The following is a 16574-nucleotide window of genomic DNA, read 5'->3' as shown; positions in this document are numbered from 1 at the left end:
TTGAACAATTTGTAATTTAAAAGACATTGTGTAGTCCTTTTGGGTGCGCTTTACATAGCGGCTTTCTTGGGCGTTTTCCATAACGATGAATTTTGTGTATCGTTATTTCAGGACAAGACAGTACATTTCAATCAAACCTTCTGGCAAATCCATAATGATTTTTTTATTTTCTCGATCAACTTTTACCAAGAAATGATCAATCATAGGAATTAAAATTTCTGCTCCGTCTTTGTTGAGAACTTCAAAAAGGGGTTGCGCCGTAGTGTCGTTGATGGATTGAATTTCTCCAACATATCCCAGACGTTTGTCTTCTACTTCAAAACCAATTACTTCGTGAAAATAGAATTTGTTGCCAGTGAGTTTAGGCAACATTTTTAGGGGAAGATATAAATCATTTCCAATTAAAGCATCGGCTTCATCTTCAGTATTTATATCTTCAAAACGAATTCTTAGGAAATCGTTTTTGTGTAGCGAGCTATTTTCAATAAAAAAAGGAACCAAGTGTTTGTTGCATTCAACAAACACTGATTCCAAGTTTTCGTATAACTCCGGTTCGTCTGTGTCTAAATAGGCTAGGACTTCCCCTTTGAAACTAAATTTTTTGGCTATTTTACCTAAATAGAAACAATCCTCTTTACGCATTTTAGCCTTTTAAAATTATGCTTCTGGTGTTTCTTCTGCAGCAGGAGCTTCTGTAGCTTCTTCAGCAGCAGCTTCAACTTCGGCAACTTCTTCTTCAGCAGCAGGAGTTGCAGCAGCAATAGCATCAGCTTCTGCTTGAGCAGCATCAGCTAAACGTTTTGCGTTTACAGCTTGTTCAGCTTTCAAAGCTTTGGCTTTAGCATCAGCTTGCGCTTTTGATAAACCGTCTTTTTTAGCGTCAACTTTACCAGCTTTAGCTTCTAACCAAGCAGCTAATTTTGCATCAGCTTGTTCTTGAGTCAAAGCTCCTTTACGAATACCTCCATCAAGGTGGTGTTTCAATAAGGCTCCTTTGTAAGAAAGGATTGCTTTTGCTGTGTCTGTTGGTTGAGCACCATTGTGCAACCATTTTACTGCGCTATCCAAATTCAATTCGATAGTTGCAGGGTTTGTGTTTGGATTGTAAGTACCAATTTTTTCTAGGTATTTACCATCTCTTTTTGAGCGAGCATCTGCTGCTACAACCCAGTAAAACGGTTTTTGTTTTTTACCGTGTCTTTGTAATCTAATTTTTACTGACATAATCTAATGATTAAATTTTGAGGTACTCGACCTCGATTAATTAAGGGTGCAAAGATAAAAATTAATTAACAATGGGCAATTAATAACTAATAATTATTTCAAATATTTGAAAGACACTATTTTAGGCTATTTTCCTGATGTAATTCACTTTTTTGATCAAAATAATTTACTTTTGTCAAGACAAACTTCTCGATTATGAAAAAACAGTTTTTATATCTATTCCTATTAATTGCTTTTATTTCTTGTACTACGGATGTAAAGTTCAACAATCCCGCTTTCGAAGGGCAGAAAGACAATGTGTTTTGGCGCGCCATTGATGCAAAAGCCTCAGTTGATGCAAATGGTGCTTTGACAATTATTGGCTACACGAGAAATGAAAAATTGACTTTAATTACAGATTCTAAAAGCCCTGACACCTATATTTTAGGTGTAAGTGATGCAAATGCAATTACTTATATTTTGACAGGAGCTAGTGGAACAACTACTTTTTCGACAGGTATAGGAATTGGTGAAGGGCAAATTGTAATCGAAGAATATGATGCTGTAAACAATACCGTTACTGGAACATTTAAATTTAATGCTGAAAATATTTATAACAATCCATTGGCAGGACCCATTTTGAATTTTCAATATGGACACTTTTATAAAATTCCTGTAACAACAGAATTTATTAATTAAGGACAAAACGTTAAAAATCTCTTGTAATCAAGATATTTGAAGCTTTATTTTGAATATTCATCACATATAAATCACAAATAACCTAATGTGTAGTGGATTAGAAGAAAATAAGACTACATTTGTCACAATTATACTAAATAAGTACATATGAATATTTTTGTTGGAAGTCTTCCGTTCAGTATTGAGGAAGCAGATTTAAGAGAGTCTTTCGAGGCTTACGGTGCAGTTGATTCTGTAAAAATTATTACTGATAAATTTACTGGAAGAAGTAAAGGATTCGGTTTTGTTGAAATGCCAAGTGATGAAGAAGCTCAAAAAGCAATAGACGAGTTAAACGGAGCGACTGTTCAAGGTCGTACTATTGTGGTAAATAAATCAGAGCCAAAACCAGAAGGCGAAAGAAGAAGTTTTAACAACAACCGTGGTGGAGATTCACGCGGAGGTTACGGGAACAACCGTGGTGGTGGAGACAGAGGAGGAAGATATTAATATTTTCTCTATTCTATAAAAAAAGGTGTCAATGAAAATTGACACCTTTTTTGTTGTATTTTATATTTATTATGACGTAGAGACGTTACACTGCAACGTCTCTACGCATAATAATTATATTAGATATTAGCAGCTAACCAATCTCCAACTTCTTTGGTTCCGTATGCTTTTCCGCCATCGGCTAAATCTTCTGTAACGATTCCAGCTTCTAAAGCTTTGTTTACAGCGTCTCTCATTGCTTTTCCTTCTTCCATCAATCCGAAGTTTTCAAACATCATGGCAGCAGATAAAACTGTAGCCATTGGGTTAGCAATATTCAAACCAGTTGCTTGTGGATATGATCCGTGGATTGGCTCAAACAATGAAACTTTAGCTCCCATAGAGGCAGAAGGCATTAACCCCATTGATCCTGAAATCACAGAAGCTTCATCAGTTAAGATATCTCCGAACAAGTTTTCTGTAATCAATACGTCATAAGAGTTTGGCCATTGTACTAAACGCATGGCGACAGCATCAACAAACTCGTAAGAAACAGTAACTTCTGGATAGTCTTTTTCCATGGCTTGAACTGTTTCTCTCCACAAACGAGACGTTTCCATAACGTTTGCTTTATCTACACAACACAATTTTTTAGAACGTGTCATAGCTAATTCAAAACCTTTTTTGGCCAAACGTTGTACCTCTTCTCTTGTGTAAACACAGTTGTCGAAAGCAGTGTCTCCACCATCTTTTCTTCCTTTTTCACCAAAATAAATACCACCTGTAAGTTCTCTCAAGAAAACTAAGTCAGTTCCTTCAATACGTTCTCTTTTTAGTGGAGATTTGTCTAATAAAGAAGGAAATGTAAAGGTAGGACGTACATTAGCAAACAATCCTAATTTTTTACGCATCAACAACAATCCTTGCTCTGGTCTTACGGGTGCTGATGGATCATTATCGTATTTTGGGTGACCAATAGCTCCGAAAAGAACAGCGTCAGCATTTACACATATTTCGTGAGTTTCATCAGGATAAGGAACTCCTACAGCATCAATCGCGCAAGCTCCTGTTAATGCAGGTATCCAATTGATTTCGTGATTGAATTTTTTAGCAATAGCGTCAGAAACTTTTACAGCTTCATTTATTACTTCTGGTCCGATTCCGTCTCCAGCTAAAAGGGCAATGTTAAATTTCATTATAAATTATTTTTATTTAAAGATTGAATTATTTAAAGATATAAAGATTGGAGTTTTAATTTTTCAATCTTTAAATCATTTCATTTTTTAATTAGAAATTACATTCAGCATTTTTTGAGTTGCTTTGATAGCCGCAACAGTTTGATCTGAATCTAATCCTCTAGTTTTGAATTCTTTTTTTCCATTAGTCCAAGTGATGATAGTTTCACAAAGTGCATCCGAACTACTTCCTGGTGGAATTCGAACAGCATAATCAATCAGTTTAGGCAGCATCAACTTTTTGCTTTTGTATATTCTTGTCAAAGCATTCATGAAAGCATCAAATTGACCGTCGCCTTGAGCGTGTTCTTCAATAATTTCGCCGTCAATTTTCAAACAAAGTGTTGTTGATGGTCTGGTTCCTTTAGAATGAACTAAAACATAAGATTCAATAACAATTTTGTCTTCATAGGCTTGACTGTCCAATACGTCAGAAATGATATAAGGCAAGTCTTCTTTGGTTACTGTTTCTTTTTTGTCACCCAATTCGATGATGCGTTGCGTAACCAATTTCAAATCTTCTTGATTGAGTTGTAGTCCTAATTCTTGCAGATTTTTTTCGATATTGGCTTTGCCTGATGTTTTTCCTAAAGCATATTTTCGTTTTCTTCCAAAACGTTCTGGAAGCAAATTGTTGAAATACAAATTATTTTTGTTGTCTCCATCGGCGTGGATTCCTGCTGTTTGGGTAAACACATTATCGCCTACAATAGGTTTGTTGGCTGGAATTCTATAGCCTGTAAAAGTCTCTACTAATTTACTTACCGAATACAAAGACGATTCTTTGATGTTGATTTTCACCTCAGGCATAAAATCGTTAATCACGGCAACAGTGCTTTCGAGTGGTGCATTTCCAGCACGTTCTCCCATTCCGTTTACCGTAACGTGCAATCCTGATATACCCGCTTTTATAGCTTCCATGACATTCGAAACACTTAAATCATAGTCATTATGTGCGTGGAAATCAAAATGAATATTGGGGTATTTTGATGTGATTTTAGAAATAAATTCAAAAGTATCCGAAGGAATCAAAACGCCTAAAGTGTCAGGCAGCAAGATTCTTTTTACGGGTTGTGTCACCAAAAAATCTAAATATTGAAAAACATAATCTGGAGAATTTCGCATCCCATTACTCCAATCTTCCAAATAGACATTGGTTGCAATTCCGTTTTCATTGGCCAACGCAATAGCTTGTGCAATTTCTGAGAAATGCTGTTCAGGTGTTTTTTTTAATTGATGAGTCAAATGGTTTAGTGAACCTTTGGTCAAAAGATTTTGAACTTTGGCTCCTGTTTTTTTCATCCATTCGATAGAAAGTCCACCATCGACGAAAGTCAAAACTTCAATACGATTGCTATATCCTTTTGCTGATGCCCAAGACATGATGCCTTTTACACCTTGAAATTCTCCTTCGCTCACGCGTGCAGAAGCAATTTCGATTCTATCAATATTTAATTCTTCTAATAATAATTGTGCAATGGTTAATTTTTCTGCAGCAGAAAAAGATACTCCCGAGGTTTGTTCACCATCGCGGAGCGTCGTGTCCATTATTTCAATTTTTCTTTTTTTCATTTTAAATTTGAGGCTAAAGCAATCTGATATGAAAACCCGTTTTATTTATTTCGCAACAAGACCCATGAGGTTTTAAAAACGTCATAGGTCTGGCTGAATCTTTTTTATTAGTAAGGAAGCTTGTCAGCAAATGCTGTAATCTCTCCTTTAATGTTTTGTAAATAATCAATGTCATCAAAGCCGTTGATCATATTGTTCTTTTTGTATCCGTTGATATCAAAAGATTCTTTTTGTCCAGTAGCCAATAAAGTAATGGTTTGCTCTGGCAAATTGATTTCCAATTGCGTGTTTGGATCCGCTTCGATGGCTTTGAAAATAGTTTCTGAAAATTCAGGACTCACTTGTACTGGCAAAACACCAATATTCAAGCAATTTCCTTTGAAGATATCTGCAAAGAAAGAAGAAACTACAGCACGGAATCCGTAATCGTAAACCGCCCAAGCAGCGTGCTCACGAGACGAACCTGAACCAAAGTTTTTTCCTCCAACAAGGATTTTTCCGCTATAAGTTTTGTTGTTCAATACGAAATCGGCTTTTGGAGTATCATCTCCGTTGTATCTCCAGTCTCTGAAAAGATTGTCTCCAAAACCTTCACGTTTTGTAGCTTTCAAGAAACGAGCTGGAATGATTTGATCGGTATCTACGTTTTCTATTGGTAGTGGCACTGCACTACTGGTAAGGATATTAAATTTATCGTATGCCATTGTAATTTTAGATTTTAGATTTTAGAATTCAGATTTTCCTTTGGGAGAAATAAATCATAAATAGTTAAAATCTTTTTATTTTTAATTCTTTTTTGAAATTGTTATTGTCATTGAAATTGACATTCAACTACATCAATTCTCTTGGATCTGTCAATTTTCCGGTAACTGCTGCCGCTGCTGCCATAATTGGAGAAGCTAGCATCGTTCTTGAACCCGGACCTTGACGCCCTTCGAAGTTTCTGTTTGATGTACTTACTGCATATTTTCCGGCAGGAACTTTATCATCGTTCATTGCCAAACAAGCTGAACAACCTGGCTGACGCAACACGAAACCTGCTTCAGTAAGGATATCTAAAATTCCTTCTTCTTTGATTTGTGCTTCAACAACGTGTGAACCTGGAACTAACCAAGCTGTTACATTGTCTGCTTTTTTACGACCTTTTACAATTTCAGCAAAAGCTCTAAAATCTTCAATACGTCCGTTTGTACAACTTCCTAAGAAAACGAAATCAATTGGTTTTCCAATCATCACATCATCTTCGTTGAAGCCCATATAAGCCAAAGATTTTTTGTAAGTTTCCTCGCCACCTTCAACTTGGTCGGCACTTGGAATATGTTTTGAGATACCAATTCCCATTCCAGGATTCGTACCATAAGTAATCATTGGTTCGATATCTGCAGCATCGATATTCAATTCAGCATCGAAAACGGCATCAGCATCGGTTTTTAAAGTTTTCCAATATTCAACCGCTTTTGTCCAAGCTTCTCCTTTTGGAGCATATAAACGTCCTTCCAAGAAATCGAAAGTTTTTTGGTCAGGAGCAATCATACCACCACGAGCACCCATTTCGATAGAAAGGTTACAAACCGTCATACGACCTTCCATAGACATTTCTTCGAAAACATTTCCGGCATATTCAGCAAAATATCCTGTTCCTCCAGAAGTGGTTAATTTTGAAATGATGTACAAAGCTACATCTTTTGGGCCAACACCTTTGCTCAAAGTTCCGTTTACGTTGATACGCATTTTCTTTGGTTTAGGCTGCATAATACATTGAGTAGCCATAACCATTTCCACTTCAGATGTTCCGATACCAAAAGCAATCGCTCCAAAAGCACCGTGAGTAGAAGTGTGTGAATCGCCACAAACAATAGTGGCACCTGGCAAAGTAATTCCGTTTTCAGGCCCTACTACGTGAACGATACCATTTTTTTGGTGTCCTAATCCCCAGTGAGAAATACCGTATTCATTGGCGTTATCTTCTAATGCTTTTAGCTGATTTGCAGATAAAGCATCCTGAACAGGCAAATGTTGGTTTATAGTTGGTGTGTTGTGGTCGGCAGTGGCAAAAGTACGCTCGGGATACAAAACCTTTACTCCTCTTCCTTTTAAACCAAGAAAAGCAACAGGACTAGTAACTTCGTGAATGAAATGACGGTCAATAAAAAATACGTCTGGTCCATCTTCAATTTTTCGTACTACGTGCGAATCCCATACTTTGTCAAATAATGTCTTACTCATTTTAAATATTTTTTTAGTGTATTTCTCTTTTTAAAATTTCGGCAATTAACCCAAATTAAAATAGTGGAGCAAATTTATAAAAAGAATTGCTTGTGTCAATCCTACTATTTGTTTATATACGATACCCAAAGTTGATTTTATAACTACTTACTACTTCTGATATAGAAAATCGTTTTTAAATCGTATTTTAAATTGACTTTAATTCACTTTTTGAACTTGTTTTAATCAACTAATGATGATTTTTAATTTTTTGCAAAATTACAGCTATTTTAGCATTAAAAAGCAGATTTATATCTATAAAATGTAACAAAACGAATAAAAATAGTAATAATTTTTAAAGTTTTGCCTTTCTGTTTATTGCAAAATAAAATACATTTTTTGCTTTTTGGCTGCTGAAATTAGAATTATTAAGTCGTATTTAAAAGCAATTTTTTTTATAAAATATTACGACAACCAAGAAATGGAATTTTGAGTTTTTTTGTGAATTTTGGAATAAATAATTTGCAGAAATGGTTTAAAGAAAACAATTCTATTTTTGATTTTAAAGGAATTTATTGTTGATAACTTACATGCTTTTTTCGTCTAAAAAATTCTAAATTTGAAAATTGCTAAATCTAATTTCAAGCAATTGCAAACCCTACAAAAACAATTATGTACTTAATATTCGATACCGAAACCACAGGTTTACCCAAGCGTTGGGGCGCTCCCATTTCCGACACGGACAACTGGCCAAGATGTATTCAAATTGCTTGGCAGCTCCACGACGAGATGGGAAAACTCATCGAGCATCAGGATTATTTGGTCAAACCAGAAGGGTTCAATATTCCGTATGATGCCGAGAGAATCCACGGTATTTCCACTGAATTGGCGCAAGCCGAAGGAATTCTGCTGGCCGAAGTTTTGGAGAAACTCAACATAGCTTTAGGTAAAGCTAAATTTATTGTGGGTCAGAATCTAGGTTTTGATATCAATATTATGGGATGCGAATTTTACAGAATGGGAGTCGATTCTCCAATGAGTTCGATGCCGGTTTTAGATACTTGTACTGAAGTTACTGCCTCTTTATTGAAATTACCCGGAGGTCGTGGCGGTAAGTTCAAATTACCTACACTTACCGAATTACACCAATACCTTTTCAATAAACCTTTTGCGGAAGCGCACAACGCCACTGCCGATGTTGAGGCAACCACGCGTTGTTTTTTCGAATTGATTCGTACCGGAGTTTTCACTAAACAAGAACTCGAAGTCGAGCAGGAATATTTCGAGGATTTTCAACTCAAAAACCCTAAAGAAATTCAACTCATCGGATTGCAGCACATCAATTTAAAGGAAGCATCCGATAAAATTCGTCAGAAATTAGGCGGTCAGCAAACAGCAACCATTTCTAAACAAGAACTTTCAGAGAATAAAGAAACTTTAGTCGATGCTCAATTCGTGCATTTGCACAATCATACTCAGTTTTCGGTTTTGCAATCCACAATTAGTATTCCAGCCTTGGTTAAAGCAGCTGCACATCAAAAAATGCCTGCTGTGGCGATGACGGATCATGCCAATTTGATGGGAGCATTTCACTTTGTTCGTGACATTTTATACCACAACAAAGCGGCTGAAACCAAAAACAAAGAAGCCATTGAAAAAGGCGAAGAACCAACCGAGGTTCCGATGAAACCTATTGTGGGTTGCGAATTTTTTGTTTGTGAAGACCACAAAAATAAGTCGGTAAAAGACAATGGATATCAAATTGTGTTGCTGGCAAAGAACAAAAAAGGCTATCATAATTTGGCCAAAATGTCTTCTATTGCACACACTGAAGGGTTTTATTATGTACCAAGAATAGACCGAAAAATTATTCAGCAGTATAAAGAAGATATTATTGTTTTATCGGGAAATCTCTATGGGGAGATTCCGAGTAAGATTTTAAATCTGGGCGAAAATCAAGCCGAAGAAGCTTTGCTTTGGTGGAAAAATGAATTTAAAGACGATTTTTATATTGAAGTGATGCGTCACAATCAAGAAGATGAAAACCGTGTAAACGAGGGCTTGATTGCCTTGGCAAGAAAGCACGAGGTCAAAATTGTGGCGACCAATAATACTTTTTATATTGATAAAGACAATGCCAATGCGCACGACATTTTATTGTGTGTAAAAGAAGGAGAGAAGCAAACTACCCCAATTGGTCGGGGTCGAGGCTATCGTTTTGGATTGCCCAATCAGGAATATTATTTCAAGTCGGGCGATGAAATGAAGCAATTGTTCAATAATTTGCCTGAAGCTATTTTGAACATTGCAGAGATTGTAGATAAGATAGAAATTTATAATTTGGCTCGTGAAGTTTTGCTTCCAAAGTTTGAAATTCCAGCCGAGTTTGTCGATCCAGAAGACGCTGTTGATGGAGGAGTTCGAGGAGAAAATGCCTATTTAAACTATCTCACTTTTGAAGGAGCTAAGAATCGATACAAGGAAATTACTCCTGAAATTCAAGAAAGATTAGATTTCGAATTGCTTACAATAAAAAATTCAGGATATCCAGGATACTTTTTGATTGTGCAGGATTTCATTGCCGAAGCTCGAAAAATGGGGGTTTCTGTTGGACCTGGAAGGGGTTCTGCGGCAGGTTCGGTGGTGGCTTATTGTTTGAAAATCACCAATATCGACCCCTTGATGTACAACCTGCTTTTTGAGCGTTTCCTGAATCCTGATAGGGTTTCGCTTCCCGATATTGATATTGATTTTGATGACGAAGGCCGCAGTAGCGTAATGGATTATGTGATTCGAAAGTACGGACAGAAACAAGTAGCTCAAATTATCACCTACGGAAAAATGGCAACCAAATCGGCTATTCGTGATACTGCTCGTGTATTGGATTTGCCGTTATTCGAAGCCGATAAAATTGCTAAATTAATTCCAGGAATGATGCCTTCTAAATGGAATTTAGCTCGGTTTTTGAGTGAAAAAGAAGATTTAATCAAAAAGACCGTTCGTCCTGAAGAATTCGAAAAAATAAAAGAATTAATTGTTTTAGCCAATGAAGAAGATTTGGGTGGAGAAACCATTCAACAAGCCAAAGTTTTAGAAGGAAATCTGAGAAATACTGGTATTCACGCTTGTGGTGTGATTATTACGCCAAGTGATATTACCGATTTTGTTCCTGTTTCAACGGCCAAAGATTCGGAATTGTTTGTCACTCAATTCGACAACTCGGTCGTGGAAAGTGCGGGTTTGTTGAAGATGGACTTCTTGGGTTTGAAAACCCTAACTTTAATAAAAGACACCGTTAAATTAGTAAAATACCGAAGCGGAATCGAACTCAATCCCGACGAATTTCCTATTGATGATGTCAAAACGTATGAACTTTTTCAACGAGGAGAAACGGTTGGTATTTTTCAATATGAAAGCCCCGGAATGCAAAAATATATGAAGGAATTAAAGCCTACGGTTTTTCCTGATTTGATTGCCATGAATGCCTTGTATCGTCCAGGACCAATTGCTTATATCCCGAGTTTTATTAAACGTAAAAACGGAGAAGAACCTATTGTGTATGACTTGGATGACTGCGAAGAATTACTAAAAGACACCTACGGAATTACCGTTTATCAAGAGCAAGTAATGCTTTTGTCCCAAAAACTGGCGGATTTCTCCAAAGGTGATGCCGACGTTTTGCGTAAAGCGATGGGGAAAAAGATGATTGATGTTTTGGCCAAAATGGAACCTAAATTCATTTCGCAAGCCATGGCAAAAGGTCATGCCAAAGATAAATTAGAAAAAATTTGGAACGACTGGAAAGCTTTTGCCGAATATGCTTTCAACAAATCGCATTCTACTTGTTATGCTTGGATTGCCTACCAAACGGCCTATTTGAAAGCCAATTATCCAGCCGAATATATGGCAGCGGTTTTGTCCAATAATATGAGCGATATCAAGCAAGTTTCTTTTTTTATGGAAGAATGTAAGCGAATGGGATTGAAAGTTTTGGGGCCAGACGTGAACGAATCGTTTTATAAATTTACAGTTAATGATGATTATGCGGTTCGTTTTGGGATGGGAGCCATAAAAGGAGTGGGTTCTGGAGCGGTTGCAACCATTGTCGAAAACAGAAAAACAGGAAAGTACAAATCGATTTTTGATTTGACCAAACGCATTGATTTGCGGGCTGCCAACAAAAAAGCTTTAGAAAACTTGGCCTTAGCGGGTGGTTTCGATTCGTTTGGAAACACAACAAGAGCGCAATATTTTCATGATGATGGCGACGGAATTACTTTTTACGAAAAAGCCATTCGTTATGGAGCAAAATTCCAGGAAAACGAAAATTCATCGCAGGTAAGTTTGTTTGGCGAAACAAGCGATGTTCAAATTGCAGAACCTGTTGTACCGCCTTGCGAGGATTGGAGTACGATGGAAAAACTTGCCAAAGAAAAAGAAGTAGTGGGCATTTATATTTCGGGACATCCGCTGGATGATTTTAGATTTGAGATGAAATATTTTTGTCCTTCAAAGCTCGAATCGCTCAAAGATTTGAGTCAATTTGTGAATAAAAGTTTAACTTTTGGAGGTATTATTAGCAATGTGCAACACCGAATTGCCAAGAATGGTAAAGGCTGGGCGCTATTTAATCTTGAAGGATATGATGAAAGTTATGAGTTCAAAATTTTTGGCGAAGAGTATATGAAATACCGCCATTATTTGATTCCAAATAGCTTTACATTTATTAAAGTAATGGTAAAAGAAGGTTGGCCAAATAAAGAAACTGGAAAAAAAGGAGATCCAATGATTCAGTTTTTGGAATTCAAAATGTTGCAGGATGTGTTCGATAATTTTGCAAAAAAACTGTCAATTTTACTGGATATAAAAGATTTGAATCAAGACTTTATTGCCAAATTAAACGCCATTTTTCAAGCCAATAAAGGAAATAATTCGGTTGTTTTTGATGTTGTTGAGCAAGAAATGGTGCAGAAGCCAATAGAAATTGTTCCTGAAACGATAAAGTTGGAATCGAAGACTGATATTCCCTTATTTGATGATGAAATTCCAGATGAAACTGTCATTTTTTCAGATGAGTTCTCGGAAGATGATGAATTGATTATGGAAGAATCTATTGCTGAATCCGCTTCTAGCCTAGAAACGAAAGTAGTTACACGATTATCAATGCCTAGCCGAAAATTGAAAATCAAGATTTCGAATGAACTTTTGGTAGAATTAGAAAACTTGCAGATTAACTTTAAGTTGAATTAATTTTTAGTACTATATTTTTTTAGTGATTACCCAAAAAATAAACATTATTCCATCACAATCAATTTTTGATAATGATGAAATAATGTTTTTTATAACTAGTAATGTTTATTTTTTGATAATAAACGTACTTCTTCTATTCAATTGATGCTGGGCTTCAGAACACTTTATACCATCTGAGCAATTGTTTGTTAATTGTGATTCACCATAACCTTTTGTGGTCAATCTGTTTTTATCAATTCCTTGTTTAACCAAATATTGCAAGATTGAATTGGATCTTTTTTGCGACAATTGCTGGTTATAGCGTTTAGCCTCACGACTATCAGTATGCGAACCAATTTCTATATTCACGGTTGGGTATTTTTTCAAAATAGCTACCACTTTATCCAATTCTACTTTGGCATCTTTTCGGATGTTCCATTTGTCTATATTAAAATAAACAATATTCGATAATTTATCCAAAACCATTTGTTCTAAAACTGGTTCTTTTTTCATTTTAATTTGGGTAGTTACATCTTCTTCAGAAACAGTTTGAACTATTTGATTGGGCAAGTAACTATTAACTTGGACTTGAATTTGATAAGTCGCATTATTGGACACCTTTCCAAAATCAAAATAACCGTTCGAATCAGCAGTAGTGCTGGCAACAATATTTTTATTTTCATCCAATAAAATTATTTTTCCACCAGATATTGATTCTCCAGATATTTCGTCCAGAAGGGTTCCTTTTAAATTGATTTTTAGATTATCTGGTAAGAATTTAGCCGTAATGCCATAAATATCATCGTTCCCTGTACCATTGGGACGATTGCTCGTAAAATAGGACTGAGTGTTGGACGGGTCTATCTTTAAATCAAAATCATCAAAAGCCGAATTGATTGCTTTACCTAAGTTTCTAACTGTCGCATTTGGTTGTGATAAATCGACTGCAAATAAGTCCAAACCTCCTAATCCAGGATGACCGTCAGATGCAAAAATTAAAATATTCTCTTTAGTAATAAACGGATAGGTTTCTCTGCCTTCAGTATTTATAGATTTACTTAAATGTTCTATTTTACCTAAAGTTCCGTCGCCATTTAAAGCCACTTTAAACAAATCGGATTGCCCATAAGAACCTTGCATATCTGATGCAAAATACAAATATTTCCCGTCAGGACTCAATGCGGGGTGGGCTACTCGTATCGAATCATTAGTAGTTAGAGGCAATATTGATTTGCTTTGCCAATTACCATTTTCTTTAACAGCTTTGTATATTTTAAAGCCGCCATTAACTAATTCTTTTTTCGAATTGGTTTGCATTTGATTCTGACTGTAATACATCGTTTTACCGTCATTTGTGAACACTGGTGTTGCTTCGTGATAAGGCGAATAACTAGCTTTCGAAAACAAAGTAGGCTTAGTGAATTGTCCATTACTTCCTTTGGTAGTAGTGTACAAATTGGTGTAATATTCCTGTGTCCTTAAGTTGATTGTGTTTCTTTGATTGCTTGGTCTAGCGCTAGCAAAAACTAAGGTGTCACTAGATTTTATGGAAACTCCATAATCTGAAGCTTTAGTATTAAATGGCATAAGTTGCAAAGCTTCAAATTGAAATAGCGGTTTTGTATTGGTGCTATTTTTAGTTAATAGTTGCGTGCGAATTTCATTTGGACGTAATGCTTTGAATTTTTCAAATTCTGCTTTGGATTGCTCCAATTGTCCTATAGATTTCAGTGTTTGTGCATAACGGTAATGATATTCACTACTGATGGCATTTGAAGGATTTTCAAACAACTTGGCATACCATTCGTTGGCCTTTACATAATCGGCATTAAAGTAATAGGCATCAGCTATTTTTTGTAAAATTTCGGGATTGGTTTCCCCTTTTTTTACAAGGTTTTCGTAAAGTTTTGTGGATTCAACATAAAACTCTTTCTCAAATTTTTTATCTGCTTTGGTTCTTGCCTTTTCTTGAGCGAAAATCAACAATGGAAAAATAAAGGCTAGTAGTATTATTTTTTTCATAATGGGTAACTTATTAAAAGAATCTTGGGGTTTCTACTTTTCTTTGTTTCAAGAAATTATATTGCAAGAAAATCTCGTGGGAACCGGTATTAAAATTAGACAGTCGAGTTGTTTCTCTATCGTATCCGTATCCAATGAATAAATTATCACTTACTTGAAACCCGGCCATTGCGCTTAAAGCTGCACTCACACGGTAGGCTACTCCAAAAGTAAATTTTTCAGCATATAAAAAATTAGCTGTCATATCCAATTGAAAAGGTATTCCAGAAGCCATTTTAGCTATAATAGCGGGTTTAAATTTTAAGTTATAGCTCAAATCATATACTTTTCCTGCTGTTAAGTAAATATGTTGGCGTTGGTTTAGTTCTGATGTGGCTATTTCATTATATCTTTTAGTACTCAACAACATTGGGATAGATAACCCAACATAAGTTTTGCGGTTATAGTAAAACAATCCTGCTCCCAAATTCGGGGAAAATTGATTAATTACATTATTCGACAATACGGTTTCACCAGGAATGTATTGATTTAAACGTGAATAATCATTGTTTAATAAATTGGCTGATGCTTTCAAACCAAATGCCAAACGGTAATCATTATCAAAATACAAAGTATAGGACAAGTCGGCTGATATTTGGGTCTCATCTGAAATTCCTATTCTGTCGTTCAAAACAGATACACCATATCCTAAATTACTGTTTTCTATAGCTTTATGTATCGAAATATTAGCTGTTTTTGGAGCGCCTTCTATTCCAATCCATTGGGCACGATAAAGTCCAAAAAATGTGGTACCTTCTGTCGACCCTGCATAAGCGGGATTGATTAATATTGGATTTAACATATACTGGGTATATTGGGGTTCTTGTTGCCCATACATTGACACTACTATTGAAAAGAAAATCGTAGCGAGAAATAATTTTTTCATCTTTCTATTCGTTTTTTTAAGAGACTAGTCTAATAATCCCTTTTTGTTTTTATTTATTTAAATCCAAAAATCCTGAACGTTCTTTTGTTTCTCCTTTTCCATTTATATATCGTAATATGTAGAAGTATGTTCCTATCGGTAATTCTTTTGATTTATCAATCGTTAAACGTCCTTCAGAAATCCCTTTAAAGAATCTATTTTCTTGACCATATCCATCGGCTTCATATACTAGAATTCCCCATCTGTTGAAAATAGTCAATGTATTATTAGGGTATTTCTCAATTCCCCGAATAATAAATACATCATTATCGCCATTGCCGTTTGGTGTTACCGCATTGAAAATTTCTAAATCATCTTCAGCTGATAGATTTGCATTATTTAATTCTAAATAATCTGCAACCCCATTGCCATCTGCATCTGCTGGTTTAGTTGGGTTATCACCCAATTCATCGGCATTAGTCAGTCCATCTTTATCACAGTCTCCTGCTAAGAAATCACTAGAGAAAGGACCTGTTACATGAATTGGATTAGAACTACATGGGTTTAAAGCGTTAGTACCATCTGCTTTTTCAGTTCCATCTTTTACTNGAGTTAAAGTTTGGCTTGCTAAAACAAATTTACAAGGGTCTTTTGGATCGGTACCATCTGATTTTTCTTTTCCATCGGTTACGCCATCTCCATCAGTGTCTGGGTTCAATGGATTAGTGCCATCAAGCTTTTCTTGTGCATTAGTCACTCCATCTCCATCACAATCGGCTGAATTCCAAGCAGAACTTGGAGTTAAAGTTTGGCTTGCTAAAATAAATTTACAAGGGTCTTTTGGATCGGTACCATCTGATTTTTCTTTAGCATTGGTTACTCCATCTCCATCACAATCGGCAGTATTCCAAGCAGAACTTGGAGTTAAAGTTTGGCTTGCTAAAATAAATTTACAAGGGTCTTTTGGATCGGTACCATCTGATTTTTCTTTTCCATCGGTTACGCCATCTCCATCAGTGTCTGGGTTCAATGGATTA

12 protein-coding genes are annotated in these 16574 nt (G+C 35.8%); 3 read left to right on the top strand and 9 right to left on the bottom strand.

What is annotated here, in order from left to right:
* Positions 1-102: 102 nt before the first annotated feature.
* On the bottom strand, positions 103-642 hold the full coding sequence (rimM, locus tag C3L50_RS16115; protein ID WP_103807212.1) for a ribosome maturation factor RimM: 540 nt from the start codon (positions 640-642) through the stop codon (positions 103-105).
* A gap of 15 nt (positions 643-657) precedes the next feature.
* Entirely contained in the window at positions 658-1224 is a 567-nt protein-coding gene (locus C3L50_RS16110) for a 30S ribosomal protein S16 (protein WP_103807211.1), read from the bottom strand.
* A gap of 195 nt (positions 1225-1419) precedes the next feature.
* Between C3L50_RS16110 and C3L50_RS16105 the strand changes: the two genes are divergently transcribed.
* Positions 1420-1902 carry a DUF6252 family protein gene (locus C3L50_RS16105; RefSeq protein WP_103807210.1) on the top strand — a complete coding sequence of 161 codons (483 nt, stop codon included), beginning with the start codon at positions 1420-1422 and terminating at the stop codon, positions 1900-1902.
* A 147-nt stretch (positions 1903-2049) separates the two neighbouring features.
* Complete coding sequence (locus C3L50_RS16100) at positions 2050-2391, top strand: RNA recognition motif domain-containing protein (protein WP_103807209.1); 342 nt, start codon at positions 2050-2052, stop codon at positions 2389-2391.
* A 119-nt stretch (positions 2392-2510) separates the two neighbouring features.
* Here the strand turns inward: C3L50_RS16100 and leuB are convergent, their stop codons facing one another.
* From leuB to leuC, 4 genes are all read right to left on the bottom strand, one after another.
* Positions 2511-3566, bottom strand: a complete 1056-nt coding sequence (gene leuB, locus C3L50_RS16095) for a 3-isopropylmalate dehydrogenase (RefSeq protein WP_103807208.1) — start codon at positions 3564-3566, stop codon at positions 2511-2513.
* Positions 3567-3653: 87 nt separating this feature from the next.
* Positions 3654-5177: an alpha-isopropylmalate synthase regulatory domain-containing protein gene (locus C3L50_RS16090; RefSeq protein WP_103807207.1), complete on the bottom strand. Its 1524-nt coding sequence runs from the start codon at positions 5175-5177 to the stop codon at positions 3654-3656.
* Positions 5178-5284: 107 nt separating this feature from the next.
* Positions 5285-5881, bottom strand: coding sequence for a 3-isopropylmalate dehydratase small subunit (gene leuD / locus C3L50_RS16085; RefSeq protein WP_103807206.1), 597 nt, complete (start codon positions 5879-5881; stop codon positions 5285-5287).
* Positions 5882-6008: 127 nt separating this feature from the next.
* Entirely contained in the window at positions 6009-7403 is a 1395-nt protein-coding gene (gene leuC / locus C3L50_RS16080; RefSeq protein ID WP_103807205.1) for a 3-isopropylmalate dehydratase large subunit, read from the bottom strand.
* Positions 7404-8054: 651 nt separating this feature from the next.
* On the opposite strand from leuC, the gene dnaE reads away from it, so the two are divergent.
* Entirely contained in the window at positions 8055-12632 is a 4578-nt protein-coding gene (dnaE, locus tag C3L50_RS16075; protein WP_103807204.1) for a DNA polymerase III subunit alpha, read from the top strand.
* Between the two features lie 105 nt (positions 12633-12737).
* Here dnaE and C3L50_RS16070 read toward each other — a convergent pair whose 3' ends face one another.
* Genes C3L50_RS16070 through C3L50_RS16060 form a run of 3 tightly spaced genes read right to left on the bottom strand, consistent with a single transcriptional unit; the run spans position 12738 to position 16567 of the window.
* Positions 12738-14633: an OmpA family protein gene (locus C3L50_RS16070; RefSeq protein ID WP_103807203.1), complete on the bottom strand. Its 1896-nt coding sequence runs from the start codon at positions 14631-14633 to the stop codon at positions 12738-12740.
* 13 nt (positions 14634-14646) lie between these two features.
* Complete coding sequence (locus C3L50_RS16065; RefSeq protein WP_103807202.1) at positions 14647-15558, bottom strand: PorP/SprF family type IX secretion system membrane protein; 912 nt, start codon at positions 15556-15558, stop codon at positions 14647-14649.
* Between the two features lie 49 nt (positions 15559-15607).
* Positions 15608-16567 (bottom strand): T9SS type B sorting domain-containing protein, encoded by a 960-nt coding sequence (locus tag C3L50_RS16060; RefSeq protein ID WP_449528507.1) that lies wholly within the window; start codon positions 16565-16567, stop codon positions 15608-15610.
* Between the last annotated feature and the right edge of the window lie 7 nt (positions 16568-16574).

This window comes from Flavobacterium alvei, assembly GCF_002920895.1.
Lineage (GTDB): Bacteria > Bacteroidota > Bacteroidia > Flavobacteriales > Flavobacteriaceae > Flavobacterium > Flavobacterium alvei.
Note: the sequence above shows the minus strand (reverse complement) of the source record. Positions and strands in the feature narration are given on the sequence as shown.